Source organism: Micromonospora sp. NPDC005710 (genome assembly GCF_040630995.1).
In the GTDB taxonomy this organism is placed as follows: Bacteria; Actinomycetota; Actinomycetes; order Mycobacteriales; family Micromonosporaceae; genus Micromonospora.
Genome location: NZ_JBEXYP010000009.1, coordinates 94016 through 107504, shown reverse-complemented (window position 1 = coordinate 107504; position 13489 = coordinate 94016). Strand labels below are relative to the sequence as shown.

The window sequence follows — 13489 nt, the reverse complement described above, 5'->3', positions numbered from 1 at the left end:
TCAGGTCGTCGCCCGGGCCGTCGCGTCCAGGGTGTAGCGGCGTTGCAGCAGCACCGCCGCTACCATCGCCACCGCCGGCAGCACCCCGAAGCCGTAGCGGACCGCGGCGAGCGCGGCGTCCGGCTGCACCGGCGACTCACCGGCCGTCGAGGCCACGAAACCACCCACCGTCAGGCACAGCGCGTACGCGTACGGGCCCAGCGCCGCGCCGGTGGCCTCGGTGGCCGTCCACACCCCGGTGTAGGTGCCGGCCCCGGTGCTGTCGGCGGCGTGGATCACGTCGGGAAGCATCGAGAACGGCAGCAACTGCATGCCGGCGAACGCCACCCCGAGCACCGCCACCGCGGCGACCAGCACCGGCAACCCGGCCGGGCGGCCCACCGCCAGCACCAGCGAGCCGAGGGCGAACGCGCCCTGCGCCCCGAGCAGCGCCCGCTGCTTGCCGACGCGGCGCGCCACCACCAGCCAGGCCGGGGTGACCAGCAGCGCCGGCGCCACGAACGCGGCCACCAGCACAGTGGTCAGGCCGGGCGCGCGCAGCTCGTACTCGGCGTAGTAGGGCACCCCGGCGAGTACCAGATGGGTGGTGGTGGACATCGCCAGGTACGCGGCGACCAGCCACCGGAACTGCCTGTCGCGCAGAGCCGTGCGCAACGCCCGCCACCCGCCGTGCCCGGCCGCGGTGTCGGCCGGCGCGCGGGCGCGCAGTCGGGCGACGCCGACGACGCCGACGAGCATGGCCACCAGCATCCCCACGGCGAGGACCACACCCATCCGCTGGTAGCCGCCGCGCGTCGCGGCGTCACCGCCGGTGAGCAGCGGGGCGAGCAGCCCGGACACCAGGATGCCCAGGGTCAGCACCACCATCCGGAAGGCCATCAGCCGGGTGCGTTCGTGGTAGCCGATCCGCAGGTCGGCCGGGGTGGCCAGGTAGGGGACCTGGTAGGCGGCGAAGAGCAGGTTGCCGGCGACGAAGAACACCGCCACCCAGCCGGCCGCCGGCGCGCCGGTCAGGCCGCCGGGCACGGCGAAGAGCGCCGCGAACGCCACCGGCAGGGCGCAGCCGAGCAGCAGCAGGCGACGGCGGTCTCCGCGTCGGGTCTGTTCGACGTCGGCGCGGTGGCCCACCCAGGGGTGCAGCAGCACGTCGGCGATCTTCGGCAGCAGCAGGGTGAGGCCGGCCAGCCACGGCGCGACGGCCAGCACGTCGGTGAGGAAGTAGAGCAGCAGCAGGCCGGGCACCGTCACCCAGACGCCCATGCCGAGCGAGCCGGCGGCGAAGCCCGCCAGAGGGCCGCGCGCAAGTGTCGTCTCAGTGGCGGCCGCGGGCCGCCGGTCCAGCCCGGTCATCGCCGCATCCTCTCCGCAATCCAACGGTCGCTGGATTCTAGGGGCAGAATGACGGTCATGACCATGCCCCGCCGCCGCCCGGGCCGGCCCCGCCGCGACGAGACCCGGCCGACCCGCGAGGTGGTGCTCACCGCGGCGACCGCGCTGTTCGCCGAGCGGGGCTTCGACGCCGTCGGGCTGCGGGAGGTCGCCGCCGCCGCCGGGGTCGACGTCGCCACCGTCGCGCACCACACGGGTACGAAGGCAGCGCTGTACGACGCGTGCTTCGCCCGGGTGTTCGCCGCCGAGCGGGACGTGTTGACCGAGGCCGCCGAGCAGGCCCGTGCCGCCGTCGACGCGGGCCCCGACGCCGCGCGGCGGGCGTTGCACGGGTTGGTCGACGTCTTCGTCGACTTCCTGGAGGACCGCCCCGAGACCACCGCGCTGTGGCTGCGCCGCTGGCTGGAACCGCAGCGGCACGCCGAGTTGGACCAGCGCTACGCCGACCCGTTGTACCGGCTGGTCGCGGAGTTGCTCGCCACCGCCGCGGCGGCCGGGGCGCTGGCCGAGCCGACCCCGCACATCACCGTACGGAGTCTGGTGTGGGCGACGCACGGGCACGTGGTGGCGTTGGCAGCCGGTGCTCCCGGCGCCCGCGAACGGCGCGAGTTCCGGGCGTTCGTGCATCGCCTGCTCGACGGGCTGTACGGAGCACCCACCCCTTGACGGGCCGCCGCCGCGCGACGATTATCCATCGGACGTTGGATTAATGGGGGCGGCAATGGGCGTACCACAGCAGGTGGCGGTGATCGGGGCCGGCGCCGCCGGGCTCGCCGCGGTCAAGGCACTGCGCGACGCCGACGTGGCGACCGTCGGCTTCGAGGCCGCCGAGCAGGTCGGCGGCCTCTGGGTGTACGGGGCACCCGACTCTCCCGCGTACCGCACGCTGCACCTCAACACCAGCCGTGGACGCACCCAGTTCGCCGACCACCCGATGCCCACCGACTGGCCCGACTACCCCGACCACCGACGCGTCGCCGGCTACCTCGCCGACTACGCCACCCGCTTCGGGCTGACCGACGCCATCCGGCTGCGCCACACCGTCGAACGGGTCACCCGGAACCCCACCGGCACCTGGACGGTGACCGCCAGCGGCCCGAGCGGCCCGGTCGAGGTCACCGTCGACGCCGTGGTCGTCGCCAACGGGCACAACCGGGTGCCCCGGCTGCCGGACCCCGGGTACCCCGGCGCCACCGTCGAGCAGATCCACAGCCACGACTACCGGGGCCCGGAGCAGTTGGCCGGCCGGCGGGTCCTCGTCGTCGGCGGCGGCAACTCCGCGATGGACATCGCCGTGGACGCGTCGTACACCGCAAGCCGCACCCTGCTGTCGCTGCGCCGGGGCGTCTGGGTGGTGCCGAAGTACCTGCTGGGACGCCCCTCGGACACCCTCAACGGGGCGCTGGCCCGCCGACTGCCGTGGCGGCTGCGCCAGCGCATCAGCCAGACGATGCTGAGCACCACGGTCGGCAACCCCGCCCGCTACGGGCTGCCCGCGCCGACGCACGGCTTCCTCCAGGACCATCCGACGCTCTCCGACGGGTTGCTGTCACGGCTGACCCACGGTGACGTCGAGGCCCGACCCGGAGTCGCCGCCCTGCACGGCGACCGGGTGGAGTTCACCGACGGCCGCACCGACAGCGTCGACCTGATCATCTGGTGCACCGGCTACCGGGTGGACGTCCCGTTCCTCGACCCGGCGCTGCTCGCTGGGGGCGCCGACACGCTGCCGTTGTACCGGCACGTGTTCCACCCCGACGCCCCCGGGTTGAGCTTCGTCGGGTTGATGCAGTCCACCGGTTCCGCGTTCCCCCTGGTCGAGGCGCAGGCCAAGCTGATCGCCGCGCACCTCGCCGGCCGGTACGCGCTGCCGGACCCGCAGCGACAGCGCGCCGTGTGCCGGGCCGAACTGCGGGCGGCGACCGCCCGCTGGGGTCAGCGCCGTCCGGCGATGCGGGTGGACTTCGACGTCTACCTGGCCGAACTGGCCCGGGAGTTGACCGCCGGAACCCGCCGCGCCCGCTCCGCCGCGGCGTCCCCGGTCGGGACGCCCCAATGAGCGGTAGGTCCCTGGCTGGTCGGCGGGTGCTGGTCACCGGGGCGAGCGGGACGTTCGGCCGCCACCTCGGCGGCGCGCTGAGCGCGGCCGGCGCCCGGGTGGTGGGGCTCGACCTGCACGCCCGCCCCGACGACGACGTGCCGGTGCTCGGCTGCGACCTGACCGACCCGGACGCGGTACCGGCGGCGGTGCGGGCCGCGATCGACCGGCTCGGCGGGCTCGACCTGCTGATCAACAACGCCGGGGTCGGTGGTCCCGCGCCGGCCGAGCTGCCGCCCGACGGGGTGGTCCACCGGCAACTGGAGGTCAACCTCCTCGCCGCCTGGCGCACCACCGCCGCCGCCCTGCCCCCGCTTCTCGCCGCACGCGGACGGGTGATCTTCGTGGCCAGCCGGATGGCGGTGCTACCGCTCCCGCTCGCCGCCGCATACGGGGTGAGCAAGCGGGCCCTTGTCGCGTACGCCGACGCGCTGCGCCACGAGGTGGGCACCCACGTCGGGGTGAGCGTCGTCTACCCGAGCATGGTCGCCTCGCCGATCCACGACAGCACCGCCGAGGCCGGGCTGTCCCTGCGGGGGGTGTCCCGCCCCGAGCCGGTCGAAGGGGTGGTCGCGGCGATCCTGCGGGCCGCCACCGCCCGGCGGGCGCCCCGTGACGTGGCGACCACCGCCCGCGGCCGGCTGGAGATGGCAGTCGGCCGGCACGCGCCAGCGCTGGCCGACCGGATGGTCCGCCGTACCCTGGCCGCCCGGCTCGCCGCCGGTGACCTGGACGGCGCGCCGCTGGCCGCCGGGATGGTCGACCGCCACCGGGGGCGGTGACCGCCGGGGTCAGGGCGCGGCGACGGCCGCACGCGAGCGGTCGGCGGCGATGCGGACGGCCAGCGCCGCGAGCGCGGTGCCGGTCACCCACCGCTGCACCCGCAGCCACACCGGCCGGCGGGCGAAGAACCCGGCCAGCGCGCCGGCGCTGAGCACGATGAGCGTGTTCACGCTCAGCGCGACAACGATCTGGGTCAGCCCGAGCAGCAGGCTCTGCGTCGCCAGGTGCCCACGGGTCGGGTCGATGAACTGCGGTAGCAGCGACACGTACAGAATCGCGATCTTCGGGTTCAGCAGGTTGGTGACCAGACCCATGATGAACAGCCGCCGGGGTGGGTCCGGCGGCATCGGGGTGGGCCTGAACGGTGAGTGTCCACCCGGGCGCAGCGTCCGCCACGCCAGCCAGAGCAGGTAGCCGGCACCGGCCAGCTTCACCACCGCGTACAGCGTCGGCACCAGGACGAAGACCGTGGCCAGGCCGGCGACCGCCGCCGCCAGGTAGACGCCGAAGCCGGCGGCCACCCCGAGCAGCGAGATCAGCCCGGCCCGGCGGCCCTGCGCCACCGAGCGCGACACCAGGTAGACCATGTTCGGGCCGGGTGTGAGCACCAGCCCCAACGCCACCAGCGCGATCCCCAGCAGTGCACCGGTACTCACCACGACGTTCCCCCCGTTCGACAGACCCCACACTGACCGTAAGCAGGACGAACGTCCCGGCCCAGGGCCACCTGACGGGCCGTGGCCTGCGATGCGGGGTGATGTGCCTGGCAGCGCCCGGCGGGAATGCTCACCGTCGCGGGCGCGCTGACCACTGACAAGTGCGTGTCGCCCGGCGGACGCGGCGCGTTACGGTGGCCAGGGGAGGTGCCGCAGGGTGAGCGGAGCGTGGGAAGCGTCAGTGGAGGCGAAGATCCGGGACGCCGCCGAGCGCGGCGAGTTCGACGACCTGCCCGGCATGGGCAGGCCGATCCCCGGTCGTGGGGCGCCGTACGACGAGTCGTGGTGGATCAAGAGCTTCCTGGAGCGTGAGGCACTCCCCAGTGACCTGCTCCTACCCACGTCGCTGCAACTGCGCCGACGCGTCGAGCAGGTCCCCGACGAGGTGCGGGACCTGCCCACCGAACAGTCCGTCCGTGACTTCGTGGGGCAGTTGAACGTGCAGATCGTGGCCTGGCTGCGTTTCCCCGACGACGGCCCCCGGATCGCGGTGCGCCCGGTGAACACCGAGGACGTGGTCCGCCGGTGGCGCGCCCAACGAGCCCGGCCCGCTGTCACGGCGACCGCCACCGAACCGGCGACCGCCGCGACACCGTCGCGCCGGCCCGGTCGCAGCTGGTGGCGGTGGTGGCGCCGACGGGGCTGATCCCGAAGCCACGACCACGGCACACTGTGCCGATGCTTGGCGGACCCCGGTCACCCGACACGCCCTCGGCCCCGGCTGTCGCGCTGCGACAGTGGTGCGCCGACGACCTGGACGACATGGTGGCCGCGTACCGGGACCCGGTGTTACGCCGCTGGACCATAGCGCCGGTGACCAGCCTCGCCGAGGCCCGGCGGTGGCTGGACGGCGCACAGCGCGACTGGGCCGACGGCCGGCGGTACACCTTCGCCGTCCTCGACGAACAGGCCGACGGTCGCCGGCTGGTGGGCAACGTGGTGCTCAAGGGGGTCACGCCGCAGCGCCCGGCGCCGGAGGTCGGCTACTGGACGGCGTCGTGGGCACGGGGGCGTGGCGTCGCCTCACGCGCGGTCACCGCGCTGAGCCGTTGGGCGTTCGACCGGTTCCCCGAGGTGACGCGTCTCGACCTGCTGCACCAGGTGGACAACGTGGCGTCCTGCCGGGTGGCGCAGAAGTGCGGCTTCGTGTTCCAGGAGACCCTGCCGGCCCGGCCGCCCTTCCCGCTCGACGGCCACCGCCACGCGCTCGACGCCGGCTAGCCGTCCGCCCGCACCTGTCGCGAACGGAACCGAACAGGTCCGAACGCCTGCTCCCGGCCTCGGCGGCGCGAACGCGGATACGGTCTGGGCCACGCGCCCGGACCACCGCCGGCGCGGGACGGGGGCGAGGTGACCGAGCGCGCCGCGACGTACGCCGAGGTCTTCGCGGTGCGCGAGTACCGCCACCTGTTCGGCGCGTACCTGCTGTCCCTGGCCGGTGACCAGCTCACGGCCGTGACGGTGGCGTATCTCGTCTTCAACGAGACCGGCTCGGCCGCGCTGGCGGCGGCCGCCTACGCCAGCTCCTACCTGGCCTGGCTCACGGGCGGACCGCTGTTGTCCGGTCTCGCCGACCGGTTCCCCCGGCGACGCGTGATGATCGCCTGCGACCTGGGTCGCGCGGCGCTCATCCCGCTGGCGGCGCTGCCGGCCCTCCCCGCGCCGGCCCTGGTGGTGCTCCTCTTCGTGGTCAACCTGATGCGGCCACCGTTCGTGGCCGCACGGGCGGCGCTGATGCCGGAGGTGCTCGACGGCGACCGCTACGCGGTGGCAAACGGCGTGGACAACATCAGCGCCCAGGTCGTGCAGGTGGTCGGGTTCGCCGTCGGGGGAACTCTGGTGGCGTTGCTGTCGCTGCGCGGTGCCCTGCTGGTGGACGCCGGCACCTTCCTGGCCTCCGCCGTCCTGATTGGGATCGGCGTGCGGTCCCGTCCCGCCCGGCGAGGGCCGTCGAACCCGACCGGGCAGGGCCGGGTGGTCGGGTTGCGGGTGGTCTTCGCCGATGCCCGGCTACGGTCCTACGTTCTGGTCCTCTGGACGGCGAGCGCGTTCACGTACGCGGCCGAGGGGTTGATGGCACCGCTGGCCCGACAGTACGGCGGTGGCCCCGGCACCGTCGGGCTGTTGCTGGCGGCGGCGCCGTTGGGGATGGCCCTCGGCGGGGTGGCGCTCACCCGGTTCTGTCCACCGGCGACCCGGCCACGGCTCGTCCTGCCGTTGGCCGCGACGTCGGCCGGGGTGCTGACGGTGACCTGGCTCGTCCCTCCGCTGTGGATGATGCTTCTGCTGTTGGCGCTGGCCGGGGCCGCGAGTGCCTTCGCCATCCCCCTGAATGCGCTGTTCGGAAGGGCGGTGCCGGGGCCTTACCGGGGACGCGCGTTCGGGGTGGCCATCACGGGTCTCAGTGGGCTGCAGGGGGCGGCGATGGTCCTGGCGGGTCTGGCCGCCGACAGGTGGCCGGCCACCACGGTGATCGGGTTCAGCGGCTTGTCGGGCGCGGTGGCGGTTCTCGCCCTCGCGCCGCTCTGGCCGCGGCGTCAGAGCCGTGCACCGGAGACGTTCGAGTCTCCGGCCGAACAAGCCCGAACGACTCCGAACGCCGACGTCCCTACCGTCGAAGCAGGCGGTGGCCGACGCTGAGGTCAGTTGGCGGGCACGGGGCCGCCATCAAAGGGGGAGAGGAGTGGGGCATGGGCAGCGTTCGCAACCGTGGAATCAGCTGGACCTGACCGGGGCGCTCCAACGGGTGGTCGCCTGGCCGGCGACCACCCACCCACCCTCGAGGACGGTGCGGATCAGTCGACTGCGGCCCGCCAGACCCAGGAGGTGCGCCGTGCCCGGCCGGGAAGCTCACCGCGACCGGTCATCCAGAGCAGCACCTCGGGTGCCGCCCCGGTCGGGGCGTCCGGGAAGAGCCGTCGCAACACCAACGCGCTCAGCCGCTGCGGTGCCTGCCACGGCACACCGAGGCCACTGGTGATGTCGTGGGTGTGCAGCAGGGTCTCCGCCACGCCCATGGCCGCGAAACCGGCCGGATCGCACGGGCCGAAGTGCCAGGCCCGCGTGTCCGGCGGGGCGGCGTCGACGGCGGTGGCGAGCAGGCCGGCGCAGGCCCGCACCACGGTGAGCACCTGCGTCGGGCTCGCGTCCGCGCAGACCCGCAGGTCGAACGGCAGGTAACGGTCATCCGGGCGGCCGGTGACCTGGCCCGCGTACGCGAGGAGGTCGTGCGCCACGTGCGCCCCGGTGGTCCAGCAGCTCCAGGTCAGCGAGCCGGCCGGTACCGACCAGTCACGCGCCCGGTGTGGCAGCAGCACCCGGGTCATCTCCTCGGCCGCCTCCCACAGGTCGGCGCCGGTCACCGCCGACATTCGCCCACCGACCAGGTAGCAGCGGGCGAGGGAGTTACGGCCGGGGTGGCAAGCATCGAGGCATGCAAGAATCCATCCTCGCATAGGCGCGGAGGCGAGCGGATTGTTGCCCAACCTGGTGGTGGACACGACGGTATTACCCCCGGCGGACAGGTTCGCGTTCTGGCACGCCCTGGTCGCCCAGGAGACGGCGCCCGCGCACATCAGCAGCGGCCACCTGGACAACTTCGTCGCGTACGCGCAGGCCATCGATCTCGGCCGCATTCGGATGACCTCGCTGCGCTACCCGTCGCTGGACTCGATCCGACCCACGAACCTGGTCCGCCGGGCGGAGGGGGACGTCTACCAGCTCGCGCTTCCACTGACGGGTCGCAGCACCCTGATCCAGGACCGCACCGAGTCCGCGCTGGAAGCGTCGAATCAGTTCACGCTCCTGGACACCGCACGGCCGCACGTCGCCCGGCACCGCGCGGACGGCCCCGACCTGGCCACCACGATCACGGTGCAGATACCGCACGCGGCGCTGCCGCTGGCACCGGACCGGCTCCGCCGCCTGCTGGCCACGCCGATCCCGTCGCACCTCGGTGTGGGTGGGTTGATGGTGAACCATCTGCGGAGCATCGCGGCCCACCCGGAGCAGTTCGAACCCGCCCAGGCCGAGATCCTGGGCACGGTGGCGGTTGACCTGCTGACCGCCGCGCTCGCCCAGTTCCTCGACGTCGAGGACACCCTGTCACCCGAGGCCCGGAACACCGCGCTGCGGGCCCGCGTCGTGGATTTCATCGACCGCCACCTCGACAGTGACGAGCTGAGCCCTTCCAGCGTCGCCGCCGTCCACCACATCTCGCTGCGGTCGCTGCACCGCCTGTTCGAAGCGGAGGCGACCACGGTCGCCGCGCTCATCCGCGCCAAGCGACTGGAGCGGTGCCGGCGTGATCTGGGCAACCCGCTGCTGCGGCAGCCGGTTCAGGCCGTCGGCGCCCGGTGGGGTTTTCCGGACGGGGCCCACTTCAGCCGTCTGTTCCGTGCCCGCTACGGATGTTCACCGCAGGAGTACCAGGCGGCCGCCGCGCACCGCAAGCGCTGACCCCCGCTACCGACGGCGGTCGGTGGGATCGTCGGCGACGAAGTCGCGGACAGCGACGCGAATGCTCTCGCCGTACGGGTCGTCGGGGAGCCGTGTCAGGTGTTCGCGGGCCCGGGCGAGGTGCTCCCGGGCCGGGCGCACGTTGCCCAGGCGTCGGTGGCAGTCGGCCAGGTTGAGGTACAGCGACGGCAGGAACGCCTGCACCTGGAGCGAGGGCAGGTATTCCTGGGCGCGCGCGTCGGTCAGGTCGGCCACGGCGGCCAGGGCTCGCTCGTCCCAGCCCAGTTCCGCCTCGGTGGTGTCCTGCAGGTCGGCGAGGTGGTGCGCCAGGGCGCAGCGGTGCAGGGCGTCACCGTCGGGGCCGAGTTCGTCCCACAACGCGGTGAGCAGCTCGCGGGCTCGGGCCGGTGCTCCGCTCTGGCCGAGCTGGACGGCCTCGATGATGCGGGTCATGGTCGGGTCGGCGGTCGTCTGGTCGGTCATGCCGTCGATGGTCGGGCCTCGACCGGGTCGAGGGTCAAACCCGGGGCCGTGTCAATGAATTTCACGCTTCTGCTCAAATCTTGCATTCCACTGTCGATTTTCTCTAGGCTGCCGGGGTGAGCGAGCATCCGCTGGTCGAGGCACGGGATCTGACCAAGGTCTATCCACCGCGTGGGTCCACAGCGGAGTACCGCGCGGTCGACGGCATCGACTTCACTGTCGAACGCGGGGAGTCCTTCGGACTCCTCGGCCCCAACGGCGCCGGCAAGTCGACCACCATGCGGATGATCGGCGCCACGTCGCCGATCAGCGGCGGCAGCCTGCGCGTGCTGGGCATGGACCCGAGGACACAGGGGCCGGACATCCGCGCCCGCCTCGGCGTCGTCACGCAGGACGACCACCTGGACAACGAGCTCACCGTCCGGGAGAACCTGCACATCTACGGGCGGTACTTCGGCCTGCCGAGGGCCGTCATCCGGGACCGCGCGACCCGGCTGCTCGACTTCGCCCAGCTCCAGGAGAAGGCCGGCGACCAGGTCGAAACCCTCTCCGGCGGCATGCGGCGGCGGTTGACCATCGCCCGCTCCCTGATCAACGAACCGGACATCCTGCTTCTCGACGAGCCGACCACCGGCCTCGACCCGCAGGCCCGACACATCCTGTGGGACCGGCTCTTCCAGCTCAAACAGCAGGGCGTCACGCTCATCCTCACCACGCACTACATGGACGAGGCCGAGCAGCTCTGCGACCGGCTCATCGTGGTCGACCACGGCCGCATCGTCGCGCAGGGCTCACCCCGGGAACTGATCACCAGGTACGCCACCCGCGAGGTCCTCGAACTCCGCTTCCGCCTCGACGAACGTGACACCGCGGCGGAGAAGCTGCGGACGTCGGCGCTGGCCACCGGCGGCACCGACGCCGAGGGCCGTGTGGAACTGCTCCCCGACCGGGTGCTCGTCTACACCGCCGACGGCGAGGCCGCCCTCGCCACTGTGCACGCCATGTCGCTCACGCCGCTCACCGCACTGGTCCGCCGCGCGACCTTGGAGGACGTGTTCCTCAAGCTCACCGGCCGATCGCTCATCGAGTAGCAGGAGAGAGCACCTGTGTTTCATGTATTCGGCTACTGGTTGACGCGCTACCGGCGTACCTGGCGGGGCTCGATCGTCATCAACGTGTTGAACCCGTTGCTGTTCCTCATCGGTATCGGCGCCGGGCTGGGCGCCCTCGTCGACGACAACGCGCCGGCCCAGATCGCCGGCGTCTCCTACGCGGCGTTCTTCGCCCCGGGCATGCTGGCCGCCGCCGCGATGCAGAACGCGTTCCTGGAGGGGGCCGGCGGGGTCGCCCGGGCTGCGGGCTTCGGGGCGTACCGCAGTGCCACACCGACGCCGCTGAGGCCGGAACAGCTCGCCGCCGGGCACCTGCTCTTCATCACCTTCCGGGTGCTCATCGCCAGCGGCGCGTTCATCGTGGTGATGGCCGCATTCGGCTTGATCGGGGGATGGTGGGCGCTCGGCGCCCTGCTCGGCGCGACGCTCACCGGGGTCGCGTTCGCGGCACCCGCCGCCGCGTGGGCGGTCGGCGTCCGCAAGATGCGCCAGATCGACTCGGTGTTCCGCTTCGTCATCATGCCGCTCTACATGTTCTCCGGCACGTTCTTCGCTGTCTCGCAGCTACCCGAGTGGATCCGGCCGGTGTCGTACCTGCTGCCGCTCTGGCACGGGGTGGAACTGTGCCGCACGCTCAGCCTCGGCACGGCGACGCTCACCGGCAGCTCCGTCCACATCGGCTACCTGCTGGTGCTCGCCATCGGCGGCTTCCTGGTCGCCCGGGTCACCTACCGCCGGCGGTTGCACCCGTGACGGCCCACGCCCCGCGCCCGAGGGAGACACCATGACCACCGTCGCCGTACCGGACTGGACCAGGCGCCGGGCCCTGGCGCTCATCGAACGCAACTTCATGATCTACCGCCGGTCGGTCACTCCGCTGCTCAACGCTCTTGTCGAACCGGTCCTGTACCTGCTGTCGATCGGCGTCGGCGTGGGGATGCTCGTCGGCACCGTCCCCGGTGTCGACGTCCCGTACGCCGCCTACGTGGCACCGGCGATCCTGGCGACAACGGCGATGAACACGGCGTTCAACCAGACCAGCTTCGGCGTCTTCATCCGGATGAGGGTCGAGAAGACCTACGAGGCGATCCTGCCGACACCGCTCTCCGTCACCGACATCGCCGTCGGCGAGGTGACCAGCGCGATGATCAACGCGTTGTTGACGTCGATCGGATTCCTCGCCCTGATGACCGTCGGTGGGCTGGTCACGTCGGCCTGGGTGCTGCTGGCCCTGCCGGCGTCGCTGCTGATCTCGTACGCGTTCGCCGCCGGCGGCCTGGCCGTCACGACGTACCTGCGCGACTTTCCCGACTTCCAGTACATCCAGCTCTTCATGCTGCCGATGTACCTGTTCGCGACGACGTTCTATCCCCTGTCGGTCTACCCGGAGGCGGTGCGGCCCCTGATCCAGGCGCTGCCGCTCTACCACAGCATCGAACTGGTGCGGGAACCCGCGCTGGGCCGCCTGAGCTGGGACCTGCTGATCCCGGTGGCCTATCTCCTCGCGTTCGGCTCGATCGCGATGTACGTCGCCACCCGTCGGATGACCCGGGCGATGCTGCGCTGACCGCCTCGCGGGCGCGTCACCGCCGGGCGACGATGGCTTCGAGCACCGAGCGGACCGATGTCGGGCGGTGACCGATGACGGTCTCCAGCGTCGGGTCGCTCACGGCGAACTCTCCCTCTCGCGCCGCTCGGTACATCCCGAGAGTGAAGTCGGCCGCCGCCGCGGGCATGCCCCGCTCGATCGCGGACGCCCGCCACTCGTCGTCGTCGACGACGACACGTTCGACGGTGCGGCCCGTGATGTCGCTGAGGATGGCGGCCACCTCTTCGAGGTCGAGCATCTCCGCTGCGGTCAGCGGTGCCGTGATCCCGTCGAGCAGACCCTCCTCGGTGAGGGCGACGGCGGCAGCCTCGGCCAGGTCGGCGTGCGCGGTCCAGGACACCGGGCCGTCCGCCGGCGCCACGAGGTGCCCGGTTTCCAGCGCCGCACCGATGGAGAAGCTGAGCGTGCTCGCGTAGAACCCGTTGCGCAGGGCGGTGAAGGGCAGCCCCAGCCCGGCCAGGTGCTCCTCGGTCGCGGCATGCGTGGGCTGGGCGGCGAACAGCGAGTCTCGGGAGGCTGCCTGGTGGCTGGTGTACAGGATTCGTTTGGCGCCGGCGGCGCCTGCGGCGTCGATGGCTGCGCGGTTGGCGGCGAGCGCGCCGGGGCCGCGGATGGCGGCGGAGACGACGAGGACCTTGTCGGCGCCCTCGAAGGCGTGCCCGAGCGTCGCCGGGTCGGTGAAGTCGCCGGCGCGCACCCGCACACCGCGCTCGGCAAGGCCGCTGGCCCTGTCGACATCGCGGACGCTGACGCCCACGGCGTCGGGTGGCAGCCGGTCGAGCAGCCGGTCGACGATCTGGGACCCGAGCTGACCAGTGGCACCGGTGACGACGATCATGAT

The 13489-nt window shown here is 72.6% G+C and carries 15 protein-coding genes; 10 read left to right on the top strand and 5 right to left on the bottom strand.

Going from position 1 to position 13489, the window contains the following annotated elements:
- Complete coding sequence (locus ABZ406_RS14865; protein ID WP_357760809.1) at window positions 1-1350, bottom strand: MFS transporter; 1350 nt, start codon at window positions 1348-1350, stop codon at window positions 1-3.
- 57 nt (window positions 1351-1407) lie between these two features.
- Between ABZ406_RS14865 and ABZ406_RS14860 the strand changes: the two genes are divergently transcribed.
- The 3 genes from ABZ406_RS14860 to ABZ406_RS14850 are packed head-to-tail and all read left to right on the top strand — an operon-like array spanning window position 1408 to window position 4269.
- Window positions 1408-2055: a TetR/AcrR family transcriptional regulator gene (locus ABZ406_RS14860; RefSeq protein WP_357760808.1), complete on the top strand. Its 648-nt coding sequence runs from the start codon at window positions 1408-1410 to the stop codon at window positions 2053-2055.
- A gap of 55 nt (window positions 2056-2110) precedes the next feature.
- The gene (locus ABZ406_RS14855) at window positions 2111-3448 is read left to right on the top strand and encodes an NAD(P)-binding domain-containing protein (protein WP_357760805.1); all 1338 of its coding nucleotides are present in this window, start codon (window positions 2111-2113) and stop codon (window positions 3446-3448) included.
- Entirely contained in the window at window positions 3445-4269 is an 825-nt protein-coding gene (locus ABZ406_RS14850) for an SDR family oxidoreductase (protein WP_357760804.1), read from the top strand. Before ABZ406_RS14855 ends, ABZ406_RS14850 begins: the two co-directional genes overlap by 4 nt.
- 9 nt (window positions 4270-4278) lie before the next feature.
- Here ABZ406_RS14850 and ABZ406_RS14845 read toward each other — a convergent pair whose 3' ends face one another.
- Window positions 4279-4929, bottom strand: a complete 651-nt coding sequence (locus ABZ406_RS14845; RefSeq protein WP_357760802.1) for a LysE family translocator — start codon at window positions 4927-4929, stop codon at window positions 4279-4281.
- Between the two features lie 214 nt (window positions 4930-5143).
- Here ABZ406_RS14845 and ABZ406_RS14840 point away from each other — a divergent pair, with 214 nt between their 5' ends.
- The 3 genes from ABZ406_RS14840 (at window position 5144) to ABZ406_RS14830 (ending at window position 7626) form a co-directional block, all read left to right on the top strand.
- On the top strand, window positions 5144-5632 hold the full coding sequence (locus ABZ406_RS14840) for a DUF1992 domain-containing protein (RefSeq protein WP_357760799.1): 489 nt from the start codon (window positions 5144-5146) through the stop codon (window positions 5630-5632).
- A 32-nt stretch (window positions 5633-5664) separates the two neighbouring features.
- Window positions 5665-6207, top strand: a complete 543-nt coding sequence (locus ABZ406_RS14835; protein WP_357760797.1) for a GNAT family N-acetyltransferase — start codon at window positions 5665-5667, stop codon at window positions 6205-6207.
- A 129-nt stretch (window positions 6208-6336) separates the two neighbouring features.
- Complete coding sequence (locus ABZ406_RS14830) at window positions 6337-7626, top strand: MFS transporter (protein ID WP_357760794.1); 1290 nt, start codon at window positions 6337-6339, stop codon at window positions 7624-7626.
- A 155-nt stretch (window positions 7627-7781) separates the two neighbouring features.
- On the opposite strand, the gene ABZ406_RS14825 is transcribed toward ABZ406_RS14830, so the two are convergent.
- Window positions 7782-8357 carry a maleylpyruvate isomerase N-terminal domain-containing protein gene (locus tag ABZ406_RS14825; protein WP_357760791.1) on the bottom strand — a complete coding sequence of 192 codons (576 nt, stop codon included), beginning with the start codon at window positions 8355-8357 and terminating at the stop codon, window positions 7782-7784.
- A 106-nt stretch (window positions 8358-8463) separates the two neighbouring features.
- Here ABZ406_RS14825 and ABZ406_RS14820 point away from each other — a divergent pair, with 106 nt between their 5' ends.
- On the top strand, window positions 8464-9444 hold the full coding sequence (locus tag ABZ406_RS14820) for a helix-turn-helix domain-containing protein (RefSeq protein WP_357760788.1): 981 nt from the start codon (window positions 8464-8466) through the stop codon (window positions 9442-9444).
- A 6-nt stretch (window positions 9445-9450) separates the two neighbouring features.
- Here the strand turns inward: ABZ406_RS14820 and ABZ406_RS14815 are convergent, their stop codons facing one another.
- Window positions 9451-9927 carry a hypothetical protein gene (locus tag ABZ406_RS14815; RefSeq protein ID WP_357760785.1) on the bottom strand — a complete coding sequence of 159 codons (477 nt, stop codon included), beginning with the start codon at window positions 9925-9927 and terminating at the stop codon, window positions 9451-9453.
- Window positions 9928-10076: 149 nt separating this feature from the next.
- Here ABZ406_RS14815 and ABZ406_RS14810 point away from each other — a divergent pair, with 149 nt between their 5' ends.
- From ABZ406_RS14810 to ABZ406_RS14800, 3 genes are read left to right on the top strand one after another with little or no spacing between them, the layout of a single operon-like run.
- Window positions 10077-11018: an ABC transporter ATP-binding protein gene (locus ABZ406_RS14810; protein WP_357761175.1), complete on the top strand. Its 942-nt coding sequence runs from the start codon at window positions 10077-10079 to the stop codon at window positions 11016-11018.
- 15 nt (window positions 11019-11033) lie between these two features.
- Window positions 11034-11792, top strand: a complete 759-nt coding sequence (locus ABZ406_RS14805; RefSeq protein ID WP_357760782.1) for an ABC transporter permease — start codon at window positions 11034-11036, stop codon at window positions 11790-11792.
- A 31-nt stretch (window positions 11793-11823) separates the two neighbouring features.
- A complete protein-coding gene (locus ABZ406_RS14800; protein ID WP_357760780.1) occupies window positions 11824-12606 on the top strand; it encodes an ABC transporter permease in 783 nt (260 codons plus the stop codon).
- Window positions 12607-12622: 16 nt separating this feature from the next.
- Here ABZ406_RS14800 and ABZ406_RS14795 read toward each other — a convergent pair whose 3' ends face one another.
- The gene (locus tag ABZ406_RS14795; RefSeq protein ID WP_357760777.1) at window positions 12623-13486 is read right to left on the bottom strand and encodes an NAD(P)H-binding protein; all 864 of its coding nucleotides are present in this window, start codon (window positions 13484-13486) and stop codon (window positions 12623-12625) included.
- Between the last annotated feature and the right edge of the window lie 3 nt (window positions 13487-13489).

What these genes read in the sequence shown, in the direction of transcription:
- ABZ406_RS14800 (WP_357760780.1), top strand. Translation starts at nt 11,824, where the DNA reads ATGACCACCGTCGCCGTACCGGACTGGACCAGGCGCCGGGCCCTGGCG.
- ABZ406_RS14865 (WP_357760809.1), bottom strand. Translation starts at nt 1,350, where the DNA reads ATGACCGGGCTGGACCGGCGGCCCGCGGCCGCCACTGAGACGACACTT.
- ABZ406_RS14815 (WP_357760785.1), bottom strand. Translation starts at nt 9,927, where the DNA reads ATGACCGACCAGACGACCGCCGACCCGACCATGACCCGCATCATCGAG.
- ABZ406_RS14835 (WP_357760797.1), top strand. Translation starts at nt 5,665, where the DNA reads ATGCTTGGCGGACCCCGGTCACCCGACACGCCCTCGGCCCCGGCTGTC.
- ABZ406_RS14825 (WP_357760791.1), bottom strand. Translation starts at nt 8,357, where the DNA reads ATGTCGGCGGTGACCGGCGCCGACCTGTGGGAGGCGGCCGAGGAGATG.
- ABZ406_RS14860 (WP_357760808.1), top strand. Translation starts at nt 1,408, where the DNA reads ATGACCATGCCCCGCCGCCGCCCGGGCCGGCCCCGCCGCGACGAGACC.
- ABZ406_RS14795 (WP_357760777.1), bottom strand. Translation starts at nt 13,486, where the DNA reads ATGATCGTCGTCACCGGTGCCACTGGTCAGCTCGGGTCCCAGATCGTC.
- ABZ406_RS14850 (WP_357760804.1), top strand. Translation starts at nt 3,445, where the DNA reads ATGAGCGGTAGGTCCCTGGCTGGTCGGCGGGTGCTGGTCACCGGGGCG.
- ABZ406_RS14855 (WP_357760805.1), top strand. Translation starts at nt 2,111, where the DNA reads ATGGGCGTACCACAGCAGGTGGCGGTGATCGGGGCCGGCGCCGCCGGG.